Origin of the sequence: Flavobacterium sp. 83 (assembly GCF_000744835.1) — a bacterium.
Taxonomy (GTDB): Bacteria; Bacteroidota; Bacteroidia; order Flavobacteriales; family Flavobacteriaceae; genus Flavobacterium.
This window is the reverse complement of record NZ_JQMS01000001.1, coordinates 2,798,332-2,825,219: the sequence shown is the minus strand read 5'-3', so window position 1 is coordinate 2,825,219 and position 26,888 is coordinate 2,798,332. Positions and strand designations below refer to the sequence as shown.

Genomic DNA, 26,888 nt, shown 5'->3' with positions numbered 1-26,888 from the left:
TTTCTAAATTTAGTAAAAAAACCATAACATAATGATACACATGAAAATTTATTGAAATGACAAAAAAAACTTCTATTCATGTACAATCTTTAAAAATTCCTAGGTTTATCTTATTAACGAGTAAATTAATCTCTTTAATTTCGCCAAAATTGATAACTTTATTTGCTGCCAAACTATTTACAACTCCCATAAAATATAAAGTTCCAAAAAGAGAATTGGAAATGAACCATAAAAGCACTCAGAAATTGATTGTTATTCCAGCAATTAAAAAACAGATAATGGTATATAATTATGGAGAAAGTGAAAAGAAAATTTTATTGGTTCATGGTTGGTCAGGACGTGGAACGCAGTTATTCAAAATAGCAGATGAATTCCTTAAAGTAGGATATTCAACAATTAGTTTTGATGCACCAGCACATGGAAAATCACCCGGAAAAACAACTATTATGGTTGATTTTATTGCTGCTATTTTAGAAATTGACAATCAATTTGGCCCTTTCGAAGCCGTAATTGGTCATTCTTTAGGAGGTATGTCAATTTTAAATGCAATAAAAAAAGGGTTTAAAGTAAATAAAGCTGTAGTTATTGGCAGCGGAGATATTGTTCAGGATATCATGGATGATTTTGTAGCAAAATTAAAATTGAACCCAAGTATAAGCACTCGCTTGCGTTTGCATTTTGAAAGAAAATATAAAGAAGAGATGAATACTTATTCTGCGTTTTTGGCTGCAAAGGAAATTAGTATACCCGTTTTAGTAATCCATGACAATAACGATCATGAAGTTCCCGTGACAGCAGGAATAAACATTCATAAACACTTGAAAAATGGAGAGTTACTTTTAACTGACGGATTAGGGCACAGAAAAATACTAGGAAACTCTAAAGTAATTGAAAAAACTGTTCAATTCATTCAAAATAAATAACCGTATTACACTATTATACATAAAACTATAAATCATGAAATATCCTTTAGAAAAAACAGAACAAGAATGGAAAGAACAATTGGGAGCTGAACGCTACCGAATTCTTCGACAAAAAGGAACTGAATATCCACACACTGGAATGTATAACCTGCATTACGAAAAAGGAACCTACTGCTGTGGCGCCTGCGGAGAACCTTTGTTTGAAAGCAATTCTAAATTTGATGCACATTGTGGTTGGCCTTCTTTTGATGAATCAATTCCTGGAAAAGTACAATACATCTCGGATGTTACCCATGGTATGAAACGTACTGAAATTCTTTGTGCCAATTGTGGTAGTCACCTTGGTCATGTATTTGATGACGGTCCTACTAAAACCGGGCAACGGTATTGCGTAAATTCCTTATCTGTTGATTTTAAAGAATAATGCTATGGATTTATTTGGAAATTCTGATAATTGGGCTATAAAATTAGAACCTATCCTGACAAAATACAAAGGAAATAAACATCCGTTGGACTACCATAATTTATATCAATTATTGGTTATGGTGCTACTTTCAGCGCAGGATTCAGATGCTCATATCAATAAAATTGCTCCAGCTTTATTTGAAGCTTATCCCAATATGGAAAGTTTGGCGGTGTCAAATGGAGACGCATTATTCCACCAGATCTCAAGTGTCAGAAACTTTAGTACGAAAGCTAACTGGTTGCTGGAAATCGCGCAAACCATCCAAAAAGACAAAAACATTCCGCTAACTATGGACGGTTTAGTAGCCCTAAAGGGAATCGGACGAAAATCAGCTAATGTCATCATGCGAGAAGCTAAAGTTCCTGCTGAAGGTATAATTGCCGATTTGCACGTAATACGCGTTGCACCAAGAATAGGTTTAATCACGGAAACCAAGGACGGCATTAAAGCCGAAAAACAACTCATGCAAGTGCTACCAAGAGAAATTTGGGGCGAAATTGGAATGGCTATTTCATTTTTGGGAAGAGAAATTTGCCGACCAAGACCTAAATGTGAGGAGTGTCCGATTAATGGGGTTTGTGAGTATTTCAATACTGTTTTCAAAAAAGAGCCCATTTAATCAAATTCGATTTGATTAATTGGACTCTGAAATAATTTATAGCTTAAAAAAAATGAAATATGTCGTTATTTAACGCATAATTTCAGCTTCGCTTTTGATTAATATTTCACGTACTAAAGATTCTGACTCATCTATTAAATCCGAACCAAAACTATCTGTCATTTTGTATCCAATACCTGCTGCTGCAATTTGTCCAACAAAAGGAATGTATTTTAAAACTTCTTTAGAACCTATATTTACAGATAATCTTTTCAATAATATTATTATTCCTTCTTTAGCAATAAATTTAGTAGCATATTGCCCTGCTTTTGCTTTAAGCACAGTAAAATTTGCATTATTACCCATTCTTTTTGATAATTCATCAATGCTCTTTTCGTCTAATCCATAAATATTTTGAATCGATTTAGACATTGTTATTAAAATTGCAATATCTAAACTTATATCTAAACCAGGAATTGGATTGATTCCATTTGCAGCAGCTGTATAAGCTCCATAAGAGACAGCCTTTTTTGCGATAGCATTTTTTTCCGCTAAAATTTTTTCATTCAAAGGTGCAACATCCGCTATAAAACGTTGTTTTTTGATTCCAGTTAAATTTTGTTCAATATCGATTAATAATTTTGACAAATCCATTTTTAAAGGCTCTCTCGATGAAGTCAAATAGATTCCTTTAATTTGAATATTTCCAACATTACTTTTAATATCATTTTTCACTTTTTCAAAGACTTCATATTCGCTCAAGTTAGCGTCATGCTTTCCGTTTGCGATAGATTCATCTATTTTTGTACGAACAACATAAACGGGTCTTCCAATTTTAATCATTTCTTTTATTAACCAAATATCATTCTCATAAAAACGATTTGCAGTTACAACAATTACAGCATCAAAATTCTCTAAATTACAATGCTCTAGATATGTTTTAACTGGAAATTTTTCAGTACCACATCCTGGTAAATCAGAAAAATGAATTCCATTACTAGTATATTTTTTTATATCTAAAGTAGTTTCCGTTATTCCAACTTCCGCTACTTTTCTCCCTACAATTGCGTTGATTAATGATGATTTACCCGCACCACTTTGTCCAGAAATTGCAATATTTACTGTTGCATTTTTTATAGCAGCATATTCTTTTTTTAAAGTTTCAATAAATGTTGATATTCCTTGATTTGCAAATACTGTTTCCATTGTTTTATTTTATTTAGTTATTATATAAATTTTTATTTGTCTATTATTTCACCAAAAGAATATTATAAACTGTCAAGTTTTTTAATTCATTTTTTCACAAAAATGTTAACTATTCTCAATTTGTTCATACCATAAATTAGATTCAAAGGAATTATGAACTATTTTTGATAATTTGATATTTGTATCGGCGCCTGTGGTTGACACAAATAGGACCTTTCGGTTAAACCCGAAATGCTAGAACTTTTAGTACCTCAGTATTCACAATAAAATTTGACACATATTATAATTTTTGGTTAGTTAATTATACTTTTTTTCAAAAATAGATTTCCTTTTCTTTTTCAATTAGTCATCTTATAAAAGAGACTTTTATAGCTATGAAAGTATCTTTTTGAGGAATAAATAGTACTTACTCGTATAGAAACACATTGAATCCAAACTCCAAAAAAATATATTTCTATACAAGAAAAAACGAAACTAGTATGGAAATCAAAATTAGATAAGTAAACGCGTGTATCAACTTTCGTTGGGGGTGTTTGTAATGAATGACATCATTTTCAAATAAATGAATCACAAACAACATCAATTTATTTTCTAATATTTTTGATAATTGATTGCTTATAACATTTATAAAACTGGTCAAATGCACTTTTTTAAATGATGGAATTGCATTACTGTCATTAAAACCAACAATATTGCTGTTGTGATTATTTCTCAAAAAACCTCTATCCTCGTCTTCCTCCTCTTCAATATTCTTTAAAATAAAGAACCAAGAACAGACCAAAAAACTGAAAAGAATAAAATATATTGGAAAATCTATTTCTGAGCCAGTCAATAAGGTAAAATTATATATTCCAAAGGCTATGTTAGAAAACAAAAGTGATTTGTATGGCGAATTTGACTTAGCTTCTATAATGAAGCTCAACAAAACGGTAACAAAAGTGATATAAGAAACAACAGTAAAATTTTGCAAATGCAAAAAAAAAGAACCCATAATTTTGATTTAAGTTTTGATATTTTAAACTGTCAAATTCAAAAAAAAAAAAACAGTTTATGTTTGTCTAAAATTTCAAAATTAAAATATCTTATGAAGAGAAATAAAAGTATCTTATGAAGAGAAATAAAAGTATCTTATGAAAGTTACTTTTAAACTTATGAGAGTGCTTAATTGGTTTGTATACGAAGAACACTTCTGTCCAAAATTGGAAAAGAGCCTTTATATTTAGCAATAGAAACTAATTACACAGTAAGTCTAATGATAACAGTTGTTCCGTTATTATCTGTTAATTGGATGTCTATAGGATTAACATTCGAATTTTGTAAAAGTGAAAGCCTTTCTTTAGTTAGTTGTATACCTTTCGATTGATGAATTTTTATTTTTTTTGCAGCAGTTAAGCTCATACCATTATCAATAATTTTACATTCCAAAATATTTTTGGATAACATTTCAAAAGAAATTGTCAGTTTAGGAGAAGTAAATGAAGCATTAAAGGCATGAACAAAAACATTTTCAACAAATGGTTGCAGCAACATAGTTGGAATTTTAGAATGATAAACATCAACATCATCTCCAATATGAAAATTAGTTTCGATTCGGTTATCATAACGCATATTTTCAATAATAATATAGGACTTTAAATACTCAATTTCTTCCTCAATGGTTATGGTTTGTTTAGAGGAATTTTCAAGTGTTTTACGAATTAACTTAGCAAACTCTCCTGTATACTTTAATGAATTATCTATATCATTACTGATAATATAATCCTGTATTGCATTTATCGCATTAAATGTAAAATGAGGATTCATTTGACTTAAAAGTGCTTCCAGTTTGGTTTCAGCTATACGTTTTTGAATAACTGCTTTTTCTCTTGATTTCTTTTTGAATTTAAAAATCAAATAAACCAAAACATTAAATACAAACAACACTACAAGAGCAATAAACCACCAAGTCAACCATAACGGTGGGTCAATCCGAATTTTCAATAATTCAAAAATAGTTGCTTTTCCAGCATTCAAATCAAAAACTTCTACTTCTAAATTATAACTGCCGTATGGTAAATAAGGTAAAAACAAGTTCGTTTTCTCGCTATATGGACTCCACCGATTACTGCTTTTTAAACGATATCGGAATTTTAATTTATTAGGAAATGCATGTCCCACTGGTACAAAATCAATAGAAAACGAATTGTTTTTATAATCACAAATTAGTTCTTTTGAATTATAGCGAAACCATTTGTAATTCGCTGAACTAATAGGAATATTATTGATTGCTATAGATGAAATCACCATCCCTGACGCAGTCATTTGTGGTGCTATTAATCGATTTAAATCAATAATATAGTATCCTTTTTTAGTTCCTAACCACAATTGATTATCAAAAATCTGAGAAGTTGTAACCGCCTCATCTTTTAAACCTTGTTCTTTATCAATTAATCGAACAATACCATCCTTATAAATGTTAATTCCTTTTTCAGTTCCAATGAGAATAAAATCCTTAAATGTTTCCAAAAATAAAATGGTGTTACCTACAATTTCTTTTTTGTAAATCGTTTTTAGAATTTTAAAAGCTTTTAAATCATCTACAATAAAAACATTCCCAAATTCAGCAGCCAAAATAAGTTGTCCTTTGTTGTTAATTGCAATATGCTTAAATTTTTTCTCTTTCCAAATTCCTTCAGCTAAATAGGAATGAAACTGATTGTTTTTATAAACATATAATCCATTAAAAACGGATAACAAATACGTTTTATCTCTGTTAGTAAGAATTTTAACAATAAACTGTGGTGTTTTTTTATCGAACTTTGAAAAATGTTTACAGATTGGACTGTGAACATCGTCATACAATCTGGTACCTGCATAAGTAATAGTCTCAATAAATTTACCATCATATGCAAAACCGATTTTCAAACTGTGTTTTGGTAAGTAATTTATAATATCCCCTAAATTGTCAATTTCAAATATACCTATATTACTGCCTATCCAAAAAGAATTATCAGCTTTAACCATTTCATAAAACTCAATTCCACTGGCTGGAATCGTAAAATTCAATTCAAAATCTCTTGATTCAATTCCTTGCTTGTTACGGACTTTATTTCCATTGTTTAAAAATTTTAATTCGAAATTTTTAAAATCAACAAGTGAAATAGTTTTTAAAATTTCCTTATTTGGATCTAAAACAGTTAAACCTTGGCTGTGCAAAATTAATTTTTGTTTCCCCAAATTTTCGAAATCTATGACTGATTTAGTACCAAATAAATTGTAATCAATTATTTGATCCAATCGAACTTCATAAATTCCTTTATCATTGGAACCTACATATAAAATATCTTTAGATTTGTCATATACCACATTTAGTAAAATTTTAGAATCTATTCCATAGTATTCAGAAACATTAATCATTTTATCATTCTCAATTTTATAAAGTCCACCATCTGGGGCATATACCCCCCAAGCAGCTGCATAAATTGAGTTTCTTTTGTCTTTTACGTATTGCCAAACAAAGGATTTTCCAAATTTTTTAGAATATATTTTGTCTTTGAAAAGATCCTTTATATCAAATTTATCTATAAAGCCTTCATTACTACTATAAAGTGTTGATCCAAAAAGAGCCAATTCATACGTATTTTTATGCAAAAATATTGGGATAATTTTGGGCTTTAAATCTGATTCGTCAATTTTAAACAAACCATTAAAAATAGAAGCGAAATAAACTTCTCCTTTATATTCGAAAAACGAAATACTAATAAAATCTTCTTTATGAGGGGGTACTTTTGGGGTTACTAATTTATTAGTATTTATATCAATAATCGAAACTCCTTGTTCAGTACCAATGTACATTTTATTTTTAAAAGGAAATACTTTCCGAGTTTTATCAGCTAGCAGACCATTTTTTGTGGTAAAAACAGTAAATTTTTTGCCATCATATTTACTAACACCGCCTCCGTAACTCGCAAACCACATATTTCCATTCATATCCTGATTAATATCCCAACAGCTGTTGTGTCCTAAACCATCAGTTACATCAAGATTAGAAAATAAACCATTATGCATTCTAGAAACACCATTTTCAGTACCAATCCATAAAACATCTTTTGAATCCAAAAATAATGAACGTACTGCATTATTAGGTAAACCGTCTTTAGTTGAATAATTCCTAGACGGAAAATATTGCCCCAAAAGTAAACATGGAAAAAATAGCAGAATAAAAAAAAATATTAATCTATTTAGAAATTGCATCAATTAATTCTTTTTTAGTAAATGATTTATCTGAAACCGGAATTTTATCGCCAGTAATCATTTCTAAGATAAACTCATCAGACCTAAAACTGTTAATAAAATTAATATTAATTAAAAAACTCCTATGTACTCTCAAAAAATTAGAAGAATGAAGTAATTCACAAGTTTCCTTAAACGATTTAGAAGTAAAATATTTTTTGTCCAAAGTATGAACAATTGTATAAGCCCCATCAGATTTACAAAAAATAATTGTATTGGCCTGTACTACTTCAAAACCAGTTTTTGAGGCAAAAACAATCCTTTCTTTACCTGTATTTTGGTTTGCAATATTCTCTGCTAATAATTTATAACGATCAAGATTAACCCTATCTAATTTAGCCTTAAAAAATCGAGAAATAGCCAATTTAAAATCTTTTATATCAATAGGTTTAATAAGATAATCTAAAGCGCTATTTTTAATAGCGTCTATAGCATATTCTTTATGAGCTGTAGTAAAAATAGTATCAAATTCAACCGTTTCAAAATATTTAAAAAGTCCAAAACCATTTTCTTCAGGCATTTGAATGTCTAAAAAGACAATATCCGGATTATGTTTTTTAATAGATATGACTGCTTTTTTAACAGAGTCACATTCATCAACAATTTCAATTTTATCATTATATAGATGGTTACATAATTTTTTTAAAAAACTACGTGCATGGGATTCGTCGTCAACTATAATTATTTTTATTTTCATTAACAAAATATTTAAACTAAAAATACTACATATAAAAGAGGAAACCTACCAATATGGAATATTAAAAACAGCTATAATCAATAAAAAAAGAGTGTTTAACTAAAGGAGATTTTCTTCTTATTTAGATTATGCAATCTTTTTCCCTAATCCCCAACTTTTAGGATTGATCCTTAATTTTTATTGCTCAACAGGTTTTGGTATTAATCCATTGATCATCAATCATCAAAATTAATTAACAAAAAAAACTTCAATCAGCGTTAGCCAATTGAAGTTTCTTGTACTCAGAGCGGGACTTGAACCCGCACGAACATTGCTGTTCACTGGATTTTAAGTCCAGCGTGTCTACCAATTTCACCATCCGAGCATTTAGTGGTACCTCCAGGGATCGAACCAGGGACACATGGATTTTCAGTCCATTGCTCTACCATCTGAGCTAAGGTACCAATATACATTCATTATATGAAGTTATTAATAAAAAGCCCCGCTCATTAGAACAGGGCTTTTAAAGAAAGGCGACGACATACTCTCCCACATAACTGCAGTACCATCTGCGCAGGCGGGCTTAACTACTCTGTTCGGGATGGGAAGAGGTGAGCCCCGCCGCAATAACCACCTTAAGAGGTTATAATTGCTTTGGGCAATTATTGTAACAATTGACGATTTATAATTGACAATTAACTACATAATATCTTAACATACTGAGATAAAGAAAACAAAAAGTGTTGAGAAAGTTTCTTCCCCGGGTTACCCCGGGGAAAAGCGTACATAAGCTTACGGATTATTAGTACTACTCGACTATGACATTACTGCCTTTACATCTATAGCCTATCAACGTGGTCATCTCCCACGATCCTTAAAAGAAATCTCATCTTGTGGTGGGTTTCGCGCTTATATGCTTTCAGCGCTTATCCCTTCCAAACGTAGCTACTCTGCGATGCCACTGGCGTGACAACAGATACACTAGAGGTTTGTCCAATTCGGTCCTCTCGTACTAGAATCAGATCCACTCAAATTTCTTGCGCCCACAGTAGATAGAGACCGAACTGTCTCACGACGTTCTGAACCCAGCTCGCGTGCCACTTTAATGGGCGAACAGCCCAACCCTTGGGACCTTCTCCAGCCCCAGGATGTGACGAGCCGACATCGAGGTGCCAAACCCCCCCGTCGATATGAGCTCTTGGGGGAGATCAGCCTGTTATCCCCGGCGTACCTTTTATCCTTTGAGCGATGGCCCTTCCATGCGGAACCACCGGATCACTATGCTCTACTTTCGTACCTGATCGACCTGTATGTCTCTCAGTCAAGCTCCCTTATGCCATTGCACTCTACGCACGGTTACCAAGCGTACTGAGGGAACCTTTAGAAGCCTCCGTTACTCTTTTGGAGGCGACCACCCCAGTCAAACTACCCACCAAGCAATGTCCCCCGCAAAACGGGGTTAGGCCTCAGATAAACAAAGGGTTGTATTTCAACAATGACTCCACAACGCCTAGCGACGCCACTTCACAGTCTCCAACCTATCCTACACATCATTTATCCAAGGTCAATACTAAGCTATAGTAAAGGTGCACAGGGTCTTTTCGTCCCACTGCGGGTAAGCGGCATCTTCACCGCTACTACAATTTCACCGAGCTCATGGCTGAGACAGTGTCCAGATCGTTACACCATTCGTGCAGGTCGGAACTTACCCGACAAGGAATTTCGCTACCTTAGGACCGTTATAGTTACGGCCGCCGTTTACTGGGGCTTCAATTCAATGCTTCTCCGAAGATAACATCTCCTCTTAACCTTCCAGCACCGGGCAGGTGTCAGGCCCTATACTTCATCTTACGATTTTGCAGAGCCCTGTGTTTTTGATAAACAGTCGCCTGGACCTCTTCACTGCGGCCAGCATTGCTGCTGGCGACCCTTCTCCCGAAGTTACGGGTCTATTTTGCCTAATTCCTTAGCCATGAATCTCTCGAGCACCTTAGGATTCTCTCCTCGACTACCTGTGTCGGTTTGCGGTACGGGTACTTATTACCTGAAGTTTAGAGGTTTTTCTTGGAAGCCCTTAGGCGCACTATCTCTTTGTCCGAAGACTCCGAGTACTATCGTATTTCCCCAAGCCGCGTGGATTTGCCTGCGCAGCTTATAGGTAGGTACTTCAACGAACTATTCCGTCAGTTCGCGGCGCTTTCATCACTCCGTCACCCCATCACAGTAATAACTAGTACGGGAATATTAACCCGTTGTCCATCGACTGTCCCTTTCGGGTTCGCCTTAGGTCCCGACTAACCCACAGCTGATTAGCATAGCTGTGGAAACCTTAGTCTTTCGGTGTGCGGGTTTCTCGCCCGCATTATCGTTACTTATGCCTACATTTTCTTTTCTAACCAGTCCAGCATGCCTTACGACACACCTTCAACCCTGTTAGAATGCTCCCCTACCACTTACAATTAATTGTAAATCCATAGCTTCGGTAATACGCTTATGCCCGATTATTATCCATGCTCGTCCGCTCGACTAGTGAGCTGTTACGCACTCTTTAAATGAATGGCTGCTTCCAAGCCAACATCCTAGCTGTCTGGGCAGACAAACCTCGTTCTTTCAACTTAGCGTATATTTGGGGACCTTAGCTGATGGTCTGGGTTCTTTCCCTCTCGGACTTGGACCTTAGCACCCAAGCCCTCACTGTTATGAAACATTATATAGCATTCGGAGTTTGTCAGGAATTGGTAGGCGGTGAAGCCCCCGCATCCAATCAGTAGCTCTACCTCTATATAACTTTATGCATAACGCTGCACCTAAATGCATTTCGGGGAGTACGAGCTATTTCCGAGTTTGATTGGCCTTTCACCCCTACCCACAGGTCATCCGAAGACTTTTCAACGTCAACCGGTTCGGACCTCCACTATGTGTTACCACAGCTTCATCCTGCCCATGGGTAGATCACACGGTTTCGCGTCTAACACTACTGACTAAAGCGCCCTATTCAGACTCGCTTTCGCTACGGATCCGTGGCTTAACCACTTATCCTTGCCAGCAACGTTAACTCGTAGGCTCATTATGCAAAAGGCACGCCGTCACCCCACGAAAGGGCTCCGACCGCTTGTAAGCGTATGGTTTCAGGATCTATTTCACTCCGTTATTCACGGTTCTTTTCACCTTTCCCTCACGGTACTGGTTCACTATCGGTCTCTCAGGAGTATTTAGCCTTAGCGGATGGTCCCGCCAAATTCAGACAGGGTTTCACGTGCCCCGCCCTACTCAGGATACCACTATCGTTATCTTCTATTACTTATACAGGGCTATCACCTTCTTTGGCTCTACTTTCCAGTAGATTCTAATTCTATCCGCAACAAATGTCGTGGTCCTACAACCCCAACAATGCCGTAACATCATTGGTTTGGGCTAATCCGCGTTCGCTCGCCACTACTTACGGAATCACTTTTGTTTTCTTCTCCTCCGCCTACTTAGATGTTTCAGTTCAGCGGGTTTGCCCACCTATCGGTGTACTATGTCTTCAACATAGTGGGTTGCCCCATTCAGGTATTTACGGATCATATCGTGTGTGCCAATCCCCGTAACTTTTCGCAGCTTATCACGCCTTTCATCGCCTCTGAGAGCCAAGGCATCCCCCATACGCCCTTATTTTGCTTATTGTACCAACACATTAATTAAAATGTGCCGTTTCTTCTACTTGTCTATAAATAAACAAGCAAAAAATGCTTTCTACTTTTTATTATTTTCTTATCTCAATATGTCAATGAACTTTTTCTTTAGGTATGAATTATTAATTATAAAGTCGTAAGTCATACTTACTACCCAATCCTTAATAATTACTACTCAAGATAGTGGAGAATAACGGAGTCGAACCGTTGACCTCCTGCGTGCAAGGCAGGCGCTCTAGCCAGCTGAGCTAATCCCCCAATCTATTTATGAATTGTGAATTATGAATTATGAATTTTCACTTCATAACTCCTCAACTCTAGAATTTCTTCTTTTCTTTTAAGTCTAAAATAGTTGTCTCGGACAGACTCGAACTGTCGACCCCTACATTATCAGTGTAGTACTCTAACCAGCTGAGCTACGAGACACTCTTATTCTTAAATGGTATTATTTGAACTAACAGCAAGAGTAATAAAATATTGGCATTTGTTTCCAACTTGAACTTTCGTCTTCTTTCCCTAGCGTGTATAAATACTAACACTAAGGCTCTAGAAAGGAGGTGTTCCAGCCGCACCTTCCGGTACGGCTACCTTGTTACGACTTAGCCCTAGTTACCAGTTTTACCCTAGGCAGCTCCTTGCGGTCACCGACTTCAGGCACCCCCAGCTTCCATGGCTTGACGGGCGGTGTGTACAAGGCCCGGGAACGTATTCACCGGATCATGGCTGATATCCGATTACTAGCGATTCCAGCTTCACGGAGTCGAGTTGCAGACTCCGATCCGAACTGTGACCGGTTTTATAGATTCGCTCCTGGTCGCCCAGTGGCTGCTCTCTGTACCGGCCATTGTAGCACGTGTGTAGCCCAAGGCGTAAGGGCCGTGATGATTTGACGTCATCCCCACCTTCCTCACAGTTTGCACTGGCAGTCTTGTTAGAGTTCCCGACATGACTCGCTGGCAACTAACAACAGGGGTTGCGCTCGTTATAGGACTTAACCTGACACCTCACGGCACGAGCTGACGACAACCATGCAGCACCTTGTAAATTGTCTTGCGAAAAGTCTGTTTCCAAACCGGTCAATCTACATTTAAGCCTTGGTAAGGTTCCTCGCGTATCATCGAATTAAACCACATGCTCCACCGCTTGTGCGGGCCCCCGTCAATTCCTTTGAGTTTCATTCTTGCGAACGTACTCCCCAGGTGGGATACTTATCACTTTCGCTTAGCCACTGAACTTGCGCCCAACAGCTAGTATCCATCGTTTACGGCGTGGACTACCAGGGTATCTAATCCTGTTCGCTACCCACGCTTTCGTCCATCAGCGTCAATATATTAGTAGTAACCTGCCTTCGCAATTGGTATTCCATGTAATCTCTAAGCATTTCACCGCTACACTACATATTCTAGTTACTTCCTAATAATTCAAGTTTAGCAGTATCAATGGCCGTTCCACCGTTGAGCGATGGGCTTTCACCACTGACTTACTAAACCGCCTACGGACCCTTTAAACCCAATGATTCCGGATAACGCTTGGATCCTCCGTATTACCGCGGCTGCTGGCACGGAGTTAGCCGATCCTTATTCTTACAGTACCGTCAAGCTACTTCACGAAGTAGTGTTTCTTCCTGTACAAAAGCAGTTTACAATCCATAGGACCGTCATCCTGCACGCGGCATGGCTGGATCAGGCTTGCGCCCATTGTCCAATATTCCTCACTGCTGCCTCCCGTAGGAGTCTGGTCCGTGTCTCAGTACCAGTGTGGGGGATCTCCCTCTCAGGACCCCTACCCATCGTAGCCTTGGTAAGCCGTTACCTTACCAACTAGCTAATGGGACGCATGCTCATCTTTCACCGATAAATCTTTAATAGTGGTCTCATGCGAAACTGCTATACTATGAGGTATTAATCCAAATTTCTCTGGGCTATCCCTCTGTGAAAGGTAGATTGCATACGCGTTACGCACCCGTGCGCCGGTCTCTAGGTCCGAAAACCTATACCCCTCGACTTGCATGTGTTAAGCCTGCCGCTAGCGTTCATCCTGAGCCAGGATCAAACTCTTCATCGTATATTGTGTGAGTTCAGATAAATCTGTTCTCTTTGTTTATTCGACTAAATTCTAGTGGTTTTTTCAAATCTCTCGATTCTATTACTCTTATTCTTTTGTCTTGAAATCTCTTTCAAAACGGCTGTCAATTCAATATGTCTAGGAACGTGTTCTTATCTTTTCTTCTCTTTATCAACACTCCTTAAAGTGTTTCTCAAAGCGGGTGCAAAAGTACAAACTCTTTTCTCAACTGGCAAGAAATTTTTGAAGTTTTTTTAAAGAAATTTAATCCCTCTATCTTCTCTATTTCTTATCAGTTTGTCAAGGAACTTCCACTGTTTTGCGGGGTGCAAATGTAACATCCGTTTTCTAATCTCACAAGCTTTTCTGAATCTTTTTTAGAAAATAAATTCTCTCCTTGGATTCGTATATCTTGCCAGTTTATCAAATAACTTCTGCGTCATTGCGGGTGCAAAAGTAGACCCTTTATTCCCTTTTTCAAGCTTTTTAATCACTTTTTTTTAATGTTGTACTAATGTTTGTTTCAACTCGCTGTAAACGTGATTCTTGTAAATCGTTTTTATTTTCTCCCCCGCACAAGTTCCGCTAATATCATAAGGAAAAGTGACTTTATTAAGAAACGACAATAACTAACATCGTATATAGGTAACCGAAATAGCTGATGATTCATTCCTATATAAGGAAATAATAAAATATTGTAGATGGTATTTTTACTTCAATAAAAGGACTAACTCGATTAAAATGTTTACCTGCGTTAGGGATAGTAGTGAAAAGCCCACAGTCACGCTTTTTCTGCGGGACGAGGACTTGAAGCGGATAGCCCGGCCTATTATATAAAAAGGAGGCAACTACCTATAATGATAATTGCCTCCTTTTTATATAATGGGAAACGCCCAAATGACATTATTGTTTTAATTTTTGAGCTCTGGATTCCCAAGTATTCGTTAGATAATCATAATCAACTGGATTTGCCGGACTCTGGTTTTGCAATCTTCCAGATTCAAAAGCTCGAACTAATATGGTTTCTATTAAAAAATCTTCATTATCATCATAAGGAGCATATTTTGTTTTTAAGTTAATATTAAACATACTTGCTGCTGTATTTGACCAAAAGGCTTTCCAACCGCTTTTAAGATCTTTGATAAGCTCATAAGTCGTAGTCCCTGTTTGGCGGTGAATTAGTTTCACCAAGATTTGACCTTGTTTACGTGATAGTTTTTTAAGCTTCGCTTCAAATTCATTACTAAGGTAATCTTCAACAATCTTAAAGTATTTCTTTTTCTCTCTGCCTGTTTTTAGATTAGCCATACCTTTATTCAGTACTGTTAACCTTTCGGCTCCGAGTTTTGCGTATGGATAAGTCTTGTATACACGGTTTTGAAGAATCAGAAATTGCTTTTTTGCTTCGGGATCGAGTTTCTCTTTATGAATGACTATTTCAGGCAATTGAATGGTATCATTGAGTATAGAATCATTTTCCATTACTACATAACCCATCTTGGTTGTATCCTTTGGTACTACTTGAGCATTAACATATATAGTTGTAAAAAGAAAAAATAATAAAAGCGTAACGATCTTCATAAGATGAAAAATTTAATTGCCAAAATTATACATTATATATACAACTGTGATGCCAAATTTATAATTTAGCAAAAAAATAATTTTATGAGCACTAAATCAATACTAAATAAGACTTCACTTAAATTTTTAGAGAACTACCTTAACAATGCCTCACCAACTGGATATGAGAGTAGCGGGCAAAAATTATGGATGGATTACTTGAAACCTTATGTTGATACCTTTGTAACTGATACGTATGGTACCGCCGTAGGAATTATAAATCCAGATGCTCCTTACAAGGTAGTTATTGAAGGTCATGCTGACGAAATTTCTTGGTATGTAAACTACATTACTGATGATGGATTAATTTATGTGATTAGAAATGGTGGTTCAGATCACCAAATTGCTCCTTCAAAACGTGTCAACATTCATACTAAGAATGGAATTGTAAAAGGAGTTTTTGGCTGGCCGGCAATTCATACCCGTAATCGAGGAAAAGAGGAAGTGGCTAAAGTTGATAATTTATTTATCGACATTGGTTGCGAGACTAAAGATCAAGTTGATAAAATGGGCGTTCATGTAGGTTGCGTAATAACCTATCCAGATGAATTCATGATTTTGAACGAAAACAAATTTGTTTGTCGTGCTATTGACAACCGTATGGGCGGTTTTATGATTGCCGAAGTAGCACGTTTGTTACATGAAAACAAAATAAAACTTCCTTTTGGATTGTACATCACTAATTCTGTTCAGGAAGAAGTAGGTCTTCGTGGTGCTGAAATGATCACCAAAACTATCAAGCCTAATGTAGCAATTGTTACTGATGTTTGCCACGACTCTACTACTCCAATGATTGAAAAGAAAATTGAAGGAGATACTAAAATAGGTAAAGGTCCAGTAGTAACTTATGCTCCTGCCGTTCAGAATAATTTGAGAGAATTTATTTTGGAAACTGCTATGGCAAAAGAAATTCCGTTTCAAAGATTAGCTTCATCACGTGTTACAGGAACAGATACAGATGCTTTTGCGTATAGTAATGGTGGTGTAGCCTCAGCTTTGATATCATTGCCGTTGCGTTATATGCATACAACAGTAGAAATGGTTCATCGTGATGATGTTGAAAACGTGATTAAATTGATCTATGAAACCTTGTTGAAGTTAGAAAACGAGGAAACCTTTTCTTATTTTAAATAAAAACTGTTTAAACGTAAATTTGGTTATTCAGTTAACCGATTTAAGCAAATGACCAAATTAACAAATAAACAATTCCATGAAAATTCTACAACTTGAAGATGATTTTACTTTATCGGAAGAAATTGTAACTTTTTTTACTTCCAAATTTTTCACTACAGTCCTTGATGGGTTGTAAACACAAAATCAATGACTACGACTTATGGATATACTAACTTAGTTTGGGACATACAATCAGATATTTTGTTTGCAACAATAAGTGCAATTTAAGGATTGCTCTTATTTTCTAAAATTCAGGGCAAACAACTTCTAATGATTTAATTATTTCTTTTTAAATAAAAAAAAAAACCGCAATTCAGAATTGCGGTTTTCTTTTTTTTTGCAAAAACCCTCTTTTATCTATTTGCTAAATAAGCCAAGACATTTTTGTTTATTCTTTCATCAATATTTGAAATATCAGCTTTAGCGAATTTCTCTCCTAAAATATTCTCGTATAATTCAATATATCTCTCAGAAACAGTTTCAATATATTCGTCAGTCATATTAGGAATTTGTTGCCCTTCGAGTCCTTGAAAACCATTTTCAATTAACCATCGACGAACAAACTCTTTCGATAATTGTTTTTGTTCTTCGTTTTTGTCTTGTCTTTCCTGATATCCATCTGCATAAAAATAGCGAGAAGAATCTGGTGTGTGAATTTCATCAATCAAAACAATTACTCCGTCTTTAGTTTTACCAAATTCATATTTGGTATCCACCAAAATCAATCCGCGACTGGCAGCAATTTCAGTTCCTCTTTGAAATAATGCTCTGGTATATTTTTCTAAAATCAAATAATCTTCCTCCGAAACAATCCCTTTAGAAAGAATAGCTTCTCTTGAAATATCAGCATCATGTTCTCCGTTATCAGCTTTAGTTGTAGGTGTAATAATTGGCTCAGGAAACTTATCGTTTTCTTTTAAACCCTCAGCCATTTTAACACCACAAATTTCTCTTTTACCAAGAGCATATTCGCGGGCAGCGTGCCCTGAAACATAACCACGAATTACCATTTCAACTTTGAAAGGGTCACATAAATGTCCTACAGCAACATTAGGATCAGGAGTTGCAATTAACCAATTGGGTACAATATCTTGGGTTAATTCCATGAATTTAGTAGCTATTTGATTTAGGATTTGGCCTTTATATGGAATTCCTTTTGGCAAAACTACATCAAAAGCTGAAAGCCTATCTGTGGCAACCATTACTAAAAGATCATCATTTATATTGTAAACTTCTCTTACTTTACCTCTGTAAACTGATTTCTGGTTTGGAAAATTAAAATTTGTAGTTGTGATGGTGTTGCTCATTATTATTTATGTTGTGTTGTTTTTTATGTCGCTGCAAATTTATGATTATTTTAGAAAGAAAAGCAAAGAATCCTTATTCGCAAAGTATAAATAAATCGTTCTCAAGAAATAAATCTGAAAATTTTAAAAAAAAAGCAAATTTATTACTCACACCTACTCTACTCGTGAAGTATATTTTTTTAATAATTCTTTGGATAGGTATTTTGCAACTCCCTCATTATCATTCGTTAATATTACTTCTAAATGAGAAAGTTTATCTTTCAAACTCTCAGGCGCATTTCCCATGATTAATCCTTTACCAGTTGATTTAAGCATATTTTCATCATTGAATCCATCACCAAAAGCTATTGCTTCATGGAAAAGCAGGTTTTCTTTTTCTAGAATTTTTGCTATGGCAACACTTTTGTCTACTGATTTATCCATGAATTCCAAACAAAGCGGAAGACTAAAGGCATGACTAAAAAGGGAGGAATGATTTTCTAGAATTTGTTCTCTTAGTTCCAATAATTTCGAATGAGAATCATGGGTAAAAAAAACTTTTATGGCATTTAAATCTTCAACTGCATTAAAATCTACTAGTTCTGGATGATAATTTAATTCCGTTTGAAAACTATTTAATTTTTCATTGTGTTTATTGGTTTGCCAAACATTTTCTCTAAACAAAACGGTTGTAATCTCAGGATCAATATCTAAGGATAAGATTGATTTTACAGCTTCGCTTTCCATATTAACTGAGAAAAGAAGTTCTTTTGCCGGGGAATGAATCCTTGCCCCGTTAGAGGTAACTAAATAAAGTGGAATCCCTAAACATTCCACAATAGGCATCGCGTCTAAATGGTGACGACCTGTTGCTACAATTATTAAATAGTTTTGATTGTGTAGTTCTTGAAAAACAGTTTTGGTATATTCTGAAATTTTGTGATCTGAATTTAATAAGGTTCCGTCTAAATCGCTTATTACAACTTTTATTTTTTCGTGTAGCATCATTCGTTTTTCACTGTCATTTTTAATAAATCCAAATTTATTCAATTTTAAATAGAAACACAAAAATTTATAAAAAGTTTAGGTTAATCTTTCTTAATCGATGTTTAAAAAATGATTGCTATATTTGTAAAAAATTAAATTATAATAAATTATGAATGCAAGTCAAAAAGAATTAATAAAAGCCACTGTGCCAATTTTGAAAAAAAATGGAAATGATTTGATAACGTATTTTTACCAAAGAATGCTATCAAATAATCCCGAGTTGAAAAACATTTTTAATATGGCAAATCAAGCTAGTGGAAAACAACAAAATGCTTTGAGTGGAGCTGTTCTTGCTTACGCTGAAAACATAGAAAATCCTACTGTTTTAATCAATACGTTAAAATCAATTGGAAATAAACATGTAAGCTTAAATATTCAACCTGAGCAATATGATATTGTTGGAAATCATTTAATTGGATCGATAAAAGAAGTATTAGGAGATTTAGCAACTACTGAATTAATTGATGCCTGAACATGTGCTTACAATGAATTAGCTCAAATAATGATTGGTATTGAAGCTGAGATGTATCAAAAAACAAACAATAAAAAAGGAGGCTGGAAAGGTTGGAGAACCTTCGTAATCTCTAAAATTGTAAAAGAAAGCGACGAAATTAATTCATTTTACCTAAAACCGGAAGATAACAAAGAAATTGCCAATTTCTATCCAGGACAATACATATCGGTAAGCATCTTTATTTCTGAATTAGGTCATAAACAACCTAGACAATATAGCCTGTCTTCCCATTCTAATAATGACTATTACAGAATTTCTGTAAAAAAAGAAATTAGTCAAAATACAACGCCTGACGGTATCGTTTCCAATGCATTGCATAACAAAAAGGAAGGTGATATAATCGAAGTTAGCGCACCAGCGGGTGTATTTTTTGCAGATCCAAAAGCAACAAATCCTTTAGTATTAGTTAGTGGCGGTGTTGGACTTACTCCAATGATGAGTATGGTAGAAACTAATAAAAATTCCCTTCAAAAAAATCAAACGGTTTGGATTCATAGTTGTCGCAATGAAAATGTTCATGCGTTTAAAGATACTATCGAGGAATTAAATAACGAAAATGAATGGTTAACCTCTTTCGTTTTTTATGAAACTTTACCCGAATCAGAAACAAATGCTATCGAAGGACGAATCGATTTACATCAAATTAAAGAAGAAATCCTTATTGAGGATGCAAAATATTATATTTGCGGACCGGCAATTTTTATAAAAGTGCAATATCAATCTTTGGTTGCACTTGGCGTAAATAGAGAAAATATACTTTACGAAGAATTTGGCCCTCAATTATTAAGCCTTAATTAGCACATTTTAATATGAAATTGAATCACTTTACCGATTTTAGTATGCGCGTTTTGATGTATCTGAATCAAAAAAAAGACACTCCACAAAGTTCTTTGGATGATTTAGCTGATACTTTTAAAATTTCGCGAAACCATCTCATTAAAGTGGTTCAATTCTTATCAGCAAATCAATTAATTATTACCAAGAGAGGAAAGAATGGCGGAATACTAATCTCTGAGAAAGCAAGAGAAATTCGATTAGGTGATTTAATTCATCTATTAGAACAAGACGATACACCAATCATTAATTGCGATTCAAAACCGTGTATCTTTCAATCACACAATTGCAAACTAAAATCGTTATTCAATACCGCTTATTTAGCTTTTATTGAAAGTTTAAATCAATATAAACTTTCTGATATCGAATTCAAAAATTGGAGTGCTATGTTTTAATACAAATCAAAAAAAAGGCTTTTTAAAAAGCCTTTTTTTGTTTAATCATTATTCTCAATCATTTTATACGCATCAATCACTTTTTTGACTAATCTATGACGTACAATATCTTTATCATCAAGATAAATAATCCCAATTCCATCGACGTCTTTTAAGACTAACAAGGCTTCTTTAAGACCTGAAATAGTCCTTCTAGGCAAATCGACTTGACCTGGATCACCGGTAATCATGAATTTAGCACTTTTCCCCATACGGGTTAAGAACATTTTCATTTGGGAATGTGTTGTGTTTTGAGCTTCATCCAAGATTACAAAAGCATTATCCAATGTCCTACCGCGCATGAAAGCCAAAGGTGCAATCTGAATAATTCCCTTTAGAATATAATCCTCCAGTTTTTCGTTAGGTAACATATCTCGTAAAGCATCGTATAAAGGTTGCATATACGGATCTAATTTTTCCTTCATATCACCGGGAAGAAAACCAAGATTTTCTCCTGCTTCTACTGCTGGACGCGTGAGTATAATACGCTTGACTTGTTTTTCTTTCAGTGCCTTAACCGCCATAGCTACACCAGTGTATGTTTTTCCAGTTCCTGCAGGTCCTACGGCAAAAACCATATCATTTTTCTCCATGGTATCCACCAACAATTGTTGATTGGCGGTCATTGCTTTAATGATTTTTCCTCCTACACCATGCACTAATATTTTATCTTGACCTTGAAATTTTCTGTCTTCCTGAACATCACCAAGAATAACACGCTCGATTACATTATTATCAATATTATTGTATCTCGAAAAGTGTAACATTAGTCTTTGAAATCGTTTTTCAAACTCGTCTAAAACCTCTTTTTCTCCAAAAGCTTTTAAGGTTGTTCCCCGAGCAACAATCTTCAATTTTGGGTAGTATTTTTTAATTGTTTCAAGATGAGTGTCTTGAGCGCCCCAAAAGTCTTTTGGAGCGATGTCTATGAGCTCGATTATTCTTTCGTTCAAATGAGGTAGTTTTAAATTAGAATTAATTTTTTTATAAATCAATTGGCTGTCGGGTATATTTCTAGTTTTTAAATAGAATTTGTTTTTTGTTTTTCGTTTTTTGAGTTTACTATTATTAGCTTTGCACTTCTCAAATTTAATAAAATAAGGTTTACATAACACCAATAGTTATAAACAAATTTATGTCAATAATTACCCTTACTACCGATTACGGCTTGAAAGATCACTTTGTAGGTGCGTTGAAAGGGAAGATTTTATCTGAGTATTCCGAGGCATCCATTATTGATATTTCACATGACATAGACCCATTCAACACTGTAGAAGCAAGTTACATTATTGGCGCATCCTATGCGAGTTTTCCAAAAGGTACGGTTCACCTCATTGGAGTCGATATGGAATCAAATAAAGAAAATAAACATATCGTCATGCAATGGAATGATCATTATTTTATTGCTGCCGATAATGGTATTTTGAGTATGCTTTCGCAAAAAATTGTTCCACAAAAAATGGTTGCTATCAATATTCATGACCGTTTGCATAATGAAGCTACTGATCTTGATGTTTTTGTAAAAGTAGCCTGTCATATTGCCAAAGGCGGTTTAATGAACGTTATTGGTAAAGAAATAAACAGCATCAAGCAAGTCACTGACTTACAGGCTACAATAGCCCTTGATGGCAATTCATTAAAAGGTCACGTAATTTATATTGACCATTTTGGGAATGTAGTGACTAATATTACTAAAAAATATTTTATTGAAGTGGCCAAAGGACGACCTTATGAGATTGTATTGAAAACCAAAAATATCAAAACCATTTTACCAAATTATTCGGCAATTGCGAATTCTGATAAATATCCGATTAAATATTATGAAGGGGAAAAATTAGCCATTTTCAATGAAGCCGGTTTTCTAGAGATTGCTATTTTTAGAAGTAATCCTTCTAAAGTAGGTTCTGCCAATAGTTTACTGGGTTTGAATTATAGGGATATTATAATAATAAAATTTGTGTAAAGTTTAAACAATAAAAAATGTTTGTACGAATAGTAAAATTGAGTTTTCATGAGGAACATATTCCTGCTTTTTTAGAAAACTTCGAGTTAATGAAAGATAAAATACGAAATGCTCCAGGAAATCGTTTCTTAGAACTGTATCAGGATAAAAACAATAAAAGCATTTTCTTTACCTACAGTTATTGGGAAAATGAAGCCGATTTAGAAAATTATAGAAATTCAGAACTTTTTTATGAGGTTTGGACATTCACCAAAAAATTATTCAACGACAAACCAGAAGCTTGGAGTGTAGATAAAATAGTTACTTTAGAATAAAAAATAGTTTAAGGTTTAAAGTTGTTGGATTGGAAACTTTAAACCTTAAACATTTCAAACCTTAAACAAAAAAAATGAAATCAATAGTATTACGAGAAATAAAATCCTTTTTTGGTTCGCCAATTGGCTACTTGGTTATTGCCATTTTTCTAATAATTAACGGATTGTTCCTATGGGTTTTCGAAGGAGATTACAATATCTTGAATACCGGTTTTGCTGATTTGACTCCTTTTTTTACATTAGCACCTTGGATTTTTATTTTCCTTATTCCAGCTGTTACGATGCGTAGTTTCTCGGATGAAAAAAAACAAGGAACATTAGAATTATTGCTAACGAAACCATTGAGTATTTGGCAAATAGTAAACGGGAAATTTCTTGGAGCCTTGCTTTTAATTGTAATGGCAATTATCCCAACTTTTATTTATGTAAAAGTAATTTCTAGTTTAGGAATGCCCGAAGGAAATATTGATATGGGAAGCACTATTGGTTCTTATTTTGGATTATTATTCCTGATTGCTGGCTATTCTTCCATTGGAATCTTTACTTCAACTCTTTCCGATAATCAAATTGTAGCCTTTATTGTAGCCGTATTTTTATGTTTCTTTCTCTACTTTGGGTTTGAAGGTTTAGCTAGCGTTACTCCTGCATTTTTAAATTTTATTTCAGTTTTAGGAATGCAAGACCATTATAAAAGTATGAGCCGAGGCGTAATAGACACTAGAGATATTATCTATTTTGTAAGCATTACGGTTGCATTTCTTTCGTTTACTGTTTATAATCTAAAATCTTTTAAATCGTAATGAATACAGCTAAAAAAAACAATCTAAAATCCGTTGCAATAACTCTTGCTGTTTTATTCCTTCTGAATGTAATAGGCAGTTCGTTTTTCCATCGTTTTGATTTGACCAAAGATAAAAGATATACCCTTTCCCCTACTTCTTTGAATATTATCAAACAAGTAAAAAATCCTTTGTCTATAAAAGTCTACATGCAAGGTGATTTACCTGCTGAATTCAAACGATTACAGCAAGAAACCAGACAATTGCTGGAAGAATTTCAAGCTTACAACAAAAATATCATTTTCGAATTTGTGGATCCACTGGAAAACAAAGACGAAAGTATGGACAACATAAAAGAGTTGTTTCGCAAAGGATTGACTCCAATAAACATAACAGTTGACGACAAAGGAAAACAATCCCAAGCAATGGTTTTTCCATGGGCAATAGCAGTTTATAACAATAAAGAAGTTAATATCCCTTTATTGAAAAACATTATGGGCGCTTCCACTACCCAAAAAGTGATTGGTTCCGTACAACATCTGGAATATTCGATTGCTGATGCCTTGAATAAAATTACCAAAGAAAAACAAAAGACAATTGCGGTACTAAAAGGGAACGGAGAGCTTCAGGATGTATTAATGGCTAAGTTTCTGATGCAAGTTAGAGAAAGCTATCATATTGGTCCATTTACATTAGATTCGGTTGCAAAAAATCCAACAGGGAGTTTAGAAGCATTAGAAAAATACGACTTAGCAATTATTGCTAAACCAACAGAAACTTTTTCGGATGAGGAGAAACAAGTTTTAGACCAATATATCATAAATGGCGGAAAAACATTGTGGCTTGTCGATCAAGTTGCTGTTGAGATGGACAGTTTGTACAATTCAGCCGGAGCAACTTTAGCGTACCCACGAGATTTGAATTTGAACGATATGTTCTTCAAATACGGTATTCGAATCAATCCTGATTTGATAAAAGATGAACGTGGAAGTCCCATAAAACTTGCTACCGGAGAACAAGGAAGTGCCACTCAATTTCAGGAATTTAACTGGAAATTTGCACCTCAGGTTTATCCTAACAGCAAGCATCCTATAGTAAAAAATTTAGGAGGAATACGGTTTGATTTTGCCAATCCAATCGATACATTGAAAAACGGAATCAAGAAAACAATTTTATTGCAATCATCTCAATATTCGAGAAAAATAGGCACACCGGCAGAAATAAATTTGAATAGCGTTACTGAGGAAACCTCGCCAACAGATTACCTGAATAAAGGAAATATACCTCTTTCGGTTTTATTGGAAGGTTCGTTTCATTCGATGTTTGAAAATAGAGTTTTGCCTTTTGACCAAAAAACATTTGAAACCAAAGGCAAGGACAGTAAAATGATTGTCATTTCTGATGGAGATTTGATTAAAAATCAATTGGATAAAAATTTTCAACCTGTAGAATTAGGTTACGATCAAAGATCTGGAAATTTGTATGACAATAAAGATTTTCTAATAAATTCTGTTAATTATCTATTGGATGATACCGGACTTATTAACATTCGAAGCAAAGATCTTGATTTACCATTATTGGATAAAGAAAAAGTTTATGAAAACTATACCGTTACACAATTCATAACTATCGGGCTTCCAATTCTAATTTTGCTGCTTTTTGGTGTTCTATTTACTTTCCTTCGAAAAAGAAAATACAGCAAGTAGATGTTAATAAAAAAGTTTCCAAACTAGAATTGTTTACGATATATTTGTAAAATGTATCGTATTTTGAATTTAGAAAAATGCGTTAAAAAATAAAACAAAACAGATGAAATTTATAGTATCGAGTTCGTACTTATTGAAACAATTACAAGTTTTAGGTAACGTTATCAACAGCAGTAATACTTTGCCTATTTTAGATAACTTTCTATTTGATTTAGATCACAGTGTGCTAACGGTTTCTGCATCCGATTTAGAGACAACAATGTCAGCTACTTTAGGAATAGATTCAGAGAGCAAAGGAAGTGTTGCTGTTCCTGCAAAATTACTTTTGGAAATTCTTAAAACATTTCCTGAGCAGCCATTAACTTTCACGGTTGAAGAAAACAGTACTATCGAAATCAGTTCTAATTCTGGAAAATATGCTTTGGCATATGCACCTGGTGAGGAATTCCCAAAATCTGTAAATTTAGACGATCCATCAGTAACGCTTGTTCCTGCTGATGTTTTGGCAACAGCCATAAGCAAAACAATATTTGCTGCCGGAAATGATGATTTACGTCCGGTAATGTCTGGTGTATTTTTTCAATTTTCTCCACAAGGATTAACATTTGTAGCAACTGACGCACACAAATTAGTAAAATATGCCCGTACTGATGTAACGGCTTCACAAGTGGCTGATTTTATCATGCCAAAGAAACCTTTGAATATCTTGAAAAATATTCTTTCGGCTTCAGATACTGAAGTGAAAATTGAATATAACGATTCGAATGCTACTTTTTCTTTTGAAAATTATGTTTTAATGTGTCGTTTAATTGATGGAAAATATCCAAATTACGAAGCGGTAATCCCTAAAGAGAACCCAAATAAATTAATGATTGACCGTTCTCAGTTTTTGAGTTCTGTGCGTCGTGTGGCCATCTTTTCTAATAAAACTACACACCAGATTCGTTTGAAAATCGCCGGTGCTGAATTGAATGTTTCTGCTGAAGACATTGATTACTCCAATAAAGCTGAAGAAAGATTGACTTGTGATTATCAAGGTGATGATATGCAAATAGGTTATAATTCGCGTTTCCTTACCGAAATGTTGACCAACTTACAATCGGATATGATTATGCTAGAAATGTCATTACCAAACAGAGCCGGAATCCTTACTCCAGTTGATGGATTAGAAGAAGGAGAAACAGTTACCATGCTTGTTATGCCAGTAATGCTAAACAGTTAACATTATATTGTGATTTTGTTACATTAAGATTTTTAAAATCCAAATATAATACTTACCATTGTAAAACAAATACGCTACTAACCAAACCACTTTTATATTAAAAAAACCGCAATTTCA

At 34.5% G+C, this 26,888-nt stretch carries 20 protein-coding genes, 4 tRNA genes and 3 rRNA genes; 12 read left to right on the top strand and 15 right to left on the bottom strand.

Going from position 1 to position 26,888, the window contains the following annotated elements:
- Nucleotides 1–56: 56 nt before the first annotated feature.
- The 3 genes from T410_RS12380 to nth are packed head-to-tail and all read left to right on the top strand — an operon-like array spanning nucleotide 57 to nucleotide 2,008.
- Nucleotides 57–923 (top strand): alpha/beta fold hydrolase, encoded by an 867-nt coding sequence (locus T410_RS12380; RefSeq protein WP_035672172.1) that lies wholly within the window; start codon nucleotides 57–59, stop codon nucleotides 921–923.
- Between the two features lie 34 nt (nucleotides 924–957).
- On the top strand, nucleotides 958–1,347 hold the full coding sequence (gene msrB, locus T410_RS12375; protein WP_035672169.1) for a peptide-methionine (R)-S-oxide reductase MsrB: 390 nt from the start codon (nucleotides 958–960) through the stop codon (nucleotides 1,345–1,347).
- Nucleotides 1,348–1,351: 4 nt separating this feature from the next.
- Nucleotides 1,352–2,008 (top strand): endonuclease III, encoded by a 657-nt coding sequence (nth, locus tag T410_RS12370; RefSeq protein WP_035674519.1) that lies wholly within the window; start codon nucleotides 1,352–1,354, stop codon nucleotides 2,006–2,008.
- Nucleotides 2,009–2,077: 69 nt separating this feature from the next.
- On the opposite strand, the gene T410_RS12365 is transcribed toward nth, so the two are convergent.
- The 12 genes from T410_RS12365 to T410_RS12310 form a co-directional block, all read right to left on the bottom strand.
- Nucleotides 2,078–3,193 carry a GTPase gene (locus T410_RS12365; RefSeq protein WP_035672166.1) on the bottom strand — a complete coding sequence of 372 codons (1,116 nt, stop codon included), beginning with the start codon at nucleotides 3,191–3,193 and terminating at the stop codon, nucleotides 2,078–2,080.
- Nucleotides 3,194–3,647: 454 nt separating this feature from the next.
- The gene (locus T410_RS12360; protein ID WP_035672163.1) at nucleotides 3,648–4,184 is read right to left on the bottom strand and encodes a hypothetical protein; all 537 of its coding nucleotides are present in this window, start codon (nucleotides 4,182–4,184) and stop codon (nucleotides 3,648–3,650) included.
- 245 nt (nucleotides 4,185–4,429) lie between these two features.
- On the bottom strand, nucleotides 4,430–7,366 hold the full coding sequence (locus tag T410_RS12355; RefSeq protein WP_238567376.1) for a histidine kinase: 2,937 nt from the start codon (nucleotides 7,364–7,366) through the stop codon (nucleotides 4,430–4,432).
- A 43-nt stretch (nucleotides 7,367–7,409) separates the two neighbouring features.
- Complete coding sequence (locus T410_RS12350; protein ID WP_035672157.1) at nucleotides 7,410–8,162, bottom strand: LytTR family DNA-binding domain-containing protein; 753 nt, start codon at nucleotides 8,160–8,162, stop codon at nucleotides 7,410–7,412.
- Between the two features lie 278 nt (nucleotides 8,163–8,440).
- Nucleotides 8,441–8,526 (bottom strand) — tRNA-Leu (locus T410_RS12345).
- A 6-nt stretch (nucleotides 8,527–8,532) separates the two neighbouring features.
- A tRNA-Phe gene (locus T410_RS12340) sits at nucleotides 8,533–8,605 on the bottom strand.
- A 64-nt stretch (nucleotides 8,606–8,669) separates the two neighbouring features.
- Nucleotides 8,670–8,779 (bottom strand): 5S ribosomal RNA (gene rrf, locus T410_RS12335).
- A 144-nt stretch (nucleotides 8,780–8,923) separates the two neighbouring features.
- Nucleotides 8,924–11,807: ribosomal RNA gene (locus T410_RS12330) — 23S ribosomal RNA — on the bottom strand.
- Between the two features lie 192 nt (nucleotides 11,808–11,999).
- Nucleotides 12,000–12,073: transfer RNA gene (locus T410_RS12325), tRNA-Ala, on the bottom strand.
- A 94-nt stretch (nucleotides 12,074–12,167) separates the two neighbouring features.
- Nucleotides 12,168–12,241, bottom strand: a tRNA-Ile gene (locus T410_RS12320).
- Nucleotides 12,242–12,365: 124 nt separating this feature from the next.
- Nucleotides 12,366–13,879 (bottom strand): 16S ribosomal RNA (locus T410_RS12315).
- The 16S, 23S and 5S rRNA genes sit together here with 4 tRNA genes alongside, the layout of an rRNA operon.
- Before the next feature lie 903 nt (nucleotides 13,880–14,782).
- Nucleotides 14,783–15,460, bottom strand: a complete 678-nt coding sequence (locus tag T410_RS12310) for a DUF4294 domain-containing protein (protein ID WP_035672154.1) — start codon at nucleotides 15,458–15,460, stop codon at nucleotides 14,783–14,785.
- An 84-nt stretch (nucleotides 15,461–15,544) separates the two neighbouring features.
- Between T410_RS12310 and T410_RS12305 the strand changes: the two genes are divergently transcribed.
- Complete coding sequence (locus T410_RS12305; RefSeq protein WP_035672152.1) at nucleotides 15,545–16,633, top strand: M42 family metallopeptidase; 1,089 nt, start codon at nucleotides 15,545–15,547, stop codon at nucleotides 16,631–16,633.
- A 392-nt stretch (nucleotides 16,634–17,025) separates the two neighbouring features.
- Here the strand turns inward: T410_RS12305 and T410_RS12300 are convergent, their stop codons facing one another.
- Together T410_RS12300 and T410_RS12295 are read right to left on the bottom strand one after the other, a co-directional pair.
- Nucleotides 17,026–17,979, bottom strand: coding sequence for a phosphoribosylaminoimidazolesuccinocarboxamide synthase (locus tag T410_RS12300; RefSeq protein WP_035672149.1), 954 nt, complete (start codon nucleotides 17,977–17,979; stop codon nucleotides 17,026–17,028).
- Nucleotides 17,980–18,132: 153 nt separating this feature from the next.
- Nucleotides 18,133–19,008 (bottom strand): Cof-type HAD-IIB family hydrolase, encoded by an 876-nt coding sequence (locus T410_RS12295; protein WP_369793028.1) that lies wholly within the window; start codon nucleotides 19,006–19,008, stop codon nucleotides 18,133–18,135.
- 106 nt (nucleotides 19,009–19,114) lie between these two features.
- Between T410_RS12295 and T410_RS17245 the strand changes: the two genes are divergently transcribed.
- Genes T410_RS17245 through T410_RS12285 form a run of 3 tightly spaced genes read left to right on the top strand, consistent with a single transcriptional unit; the run spans nucleotide 19,115 to nucleotide 20,748 of the window.
- A complete protein-coding gene (locus T410_RS17245) occupies nucleotides 19,115–19,477 on the top strand; it encodes a globin domain-containing protein (protein ID WP_238567375.1) in 363 nt (120 codons plus the stop codon).
- Nucleotides 19,478–19,507: 30 nt separating this feature from the next.
- Nucleotides 19,508–20,317, top strand: coding sequence for an FAD-binding oxidoreductase (locus T410_RS12290; RefSeq protein WP_238567374.1), 810 nt, complete (start codon nucleotides 19,508–19,510; stop codon nucleotides 20,315–20,317).
- Between the two features lie 11 nt (nucleotides 20,318–20,328).
- Nucleotides 20,329–20,748 carry an Rrf2 family transcriptional regulator gene (locus tag T410_RS12285; RefSeq protein ID WP_035672147.1) on the top strand — a complete coding sequence of 140 codons (420 nt, stop codon included), beginning with the start codon at nucleotides 20,329–20,331 and terminating at the stop codon, nucleotides 20,746–20,748.
- A 41-nt stretch (nucleotides 20,749–20,789) separates the two neighbouring features.
- Here the strand turns inward: T410_RS12285 and T410_RS12280 are convergent, their stop codons facing one another.
- On the bottom strand, nucleotides 20,790–21,740 hold the full coding sequence (locus T410_RS12280; RefSeq protein WP_035674513.1) for a PhoH family protein: 951 nt from the start codon (nucleotides 21,738–21,740) through the stop codon (nucleotides 20,790–20,792).
- A 182-nt stretch (nucleotides 21,741–21,922) separates the two neighbouring features.
- Between T410_RS12280 and T410_RS12275 the strand changes: the two genes are divergently transcribed.
- The 5 genes from T410_RS12275 (at nucleotide 21,923) to dnaN (ending at nucleotide 26,771) form a co-directional block, all read left to right on the top strand.
- Complete coding sequence (locus T410_RS12275) at nucleotides 21,923–22,750, top strand: S-adenosyl-l-methionine hydroxide adenosyltransferase family protein (RefSeq protein WP_035672146.1); 828 nt, start codon at nucleotides 21,923–21,925, stop codon at nucleotides 22,748–22,750.
- A 17-nt stretch (nucleotides 22,751–22,767) separates the two neighbouring features.
- Nucleotides 22,768–23,064 (top strand): putative quinol monooxygenase, encoded by a 297-nt coding sequence (locus T410_RS12270; RefSeq protein ID WP_035672143.1) that lies wholly within the window; start codon nucleotides 22,768–22,770, stop codon nucleotides 23,062–23,064.
- A gap of 74 nt (nucleotides 23,065–23,138) precedes the next feature.
- The gene (gldF, locus tag T410_RS12265) at nucleotides 23,139–23,864 is read left to right on the top strand and encodes a gliding motility-associated ABC transporter permease subunit GldF (RefSeq protein WP_035672140.1); all 726 of its coding nucleotides are present in this window, start codon (nucleotides 23,139–23,141) and stop codon (nucleotides 23,862–23,864) included.
- Entirely contained in the window at nucleotides 23,864–25,549 is a 1,686-nt protein-coding gene (gldG, locus tag T410_RS12260) for a gliding motility-associated ABC transporter substrate-binding protein GldG (protein ID WP_035672137.1), read from the top strand. The genes gldF and gldG overlap by 1 nt, the downstream gene beginning before the upstream one ends.
- A gap of 103 nt (nucleotides 25,550–25,652) precedes the next feature.
- A complete protein-coding gene (dnaN, locus tag T410_RS12255; protein ID WP_035672134.1) occupies nucleotides 25,653–26,771 on the top strand; it encodes a DNA polymerase III subunit beta in 1,119 nt (372 codons plus the stop codon).
- The last annotated feature ends 117 nt before the right edge of the window (nucleotides 26,772–26,888 follow it).

Coding starts and splice junctions, on each gene's coding strand:
- T410_RS12380 (WP_035672172.1), top strand. CDS start 57: ATGACAAAAAAAACTTCTATTCATGTACAATCTTTAAAAATTCCTAGG.
- msrB (WP_035672169.1), top strand. CDS start 958: ATGAAATATCCTTTAGAAAAAACAGAACAAGAATGGAAAGAACAATTG.
- nth (WP_035674519.1), top strand. CDS start 1,352: ATGGATTTATTTGGAAATTCTGATAATTGGGCTATAAAATTAGAACCT.
- T410_RS12365 (WP_035672166.1), bottom strand. CDS start 3,193: ATGGAAACAGTATTTGCAAATCAAGGAATATCAACATTTATTGAAACT.
- T410_RS12360 (WP_035672163.1), bottom strand. CDS start 4,184: ATGGGTTCTTTTTTTTTGCATTTGCAAAATTTTACTGTTGTTTCTTAT.
- T410_RS12350 (WP_035672157.1), bottom strand. CDS start 8,162: ATGAAAATAAAAATAATTATAGTTGACGACGAATCCCATGCACGTAGT.
- T410_RS12310 (WP_035672154.1), bottom strand. CDS start 15,460: ATGAAGATCGTTACGCTTTTATTATTTTTTCTTTTTACAACTATATAT.
- T410_RS12305 (WP_035672152.1), top strand. CDS start 15,545: ATGAGCACTAAATCAATACTAAATAAGACTTCACTTAAATTTTTAGAG.
- T410_RS12300 (WP_035672149.1), bottom strand. CDS start 17,979: ATGAGCAACACCATCACAACTACAAATTTTAATTTTCCAAACCAGAAA.
- T410_RS17245 (WP_238567375.1), top strand. CDS start 19,115: ATGAATGCAAGTCAAAAAGAATTAATAAAAGCCACTGTGCCAATTTTG.
- T410_RS12290 (WP_238567374.1), top strand. CDS start 19,508: ATGATTGGTATTGAAGCTGAGATGTATCAAAAAACAAACAATAAAAAA.
- T410_RS12285 (WP_035672147.1), top strand. CDS start 20,329: ATGAAATTGAATCACTTTACCGATTTTAGTATGCGCGTTTTGATGTAT.
- T410_RS12275 (WP_035672146.1), top strand. CDS start 21,923: ATGTCAATAATTACCCTTACTACCGATTACGGCTTGAAAGATCACTTT.
- T410_RS12270 (WP_035672143.1), top strand. CDS start 22,768: ATGTTTGTACGAATAGTAAAATTGAGTTTTCATGAGGAACATATTCCT.
- gldF (WP_035672140.1), top strand. CDS start 23,139: ATGAAATCAATAGTATTACGAGAAATAAAATCCTTTTTTGGTTCGCCA.
- gldG (WP_035672137.1), top strand. CDS start 23,864: ATGAATACAGCTAAAAAAAACAATCTAAAATCCGTTGCAATAACTCTT.
- dnaN (WP_035672134.1), top strand. CDS start 25,653: ATGAAATTTATAGTATCGAGTTCGTACTTATTGAAACAATTACAAGTT.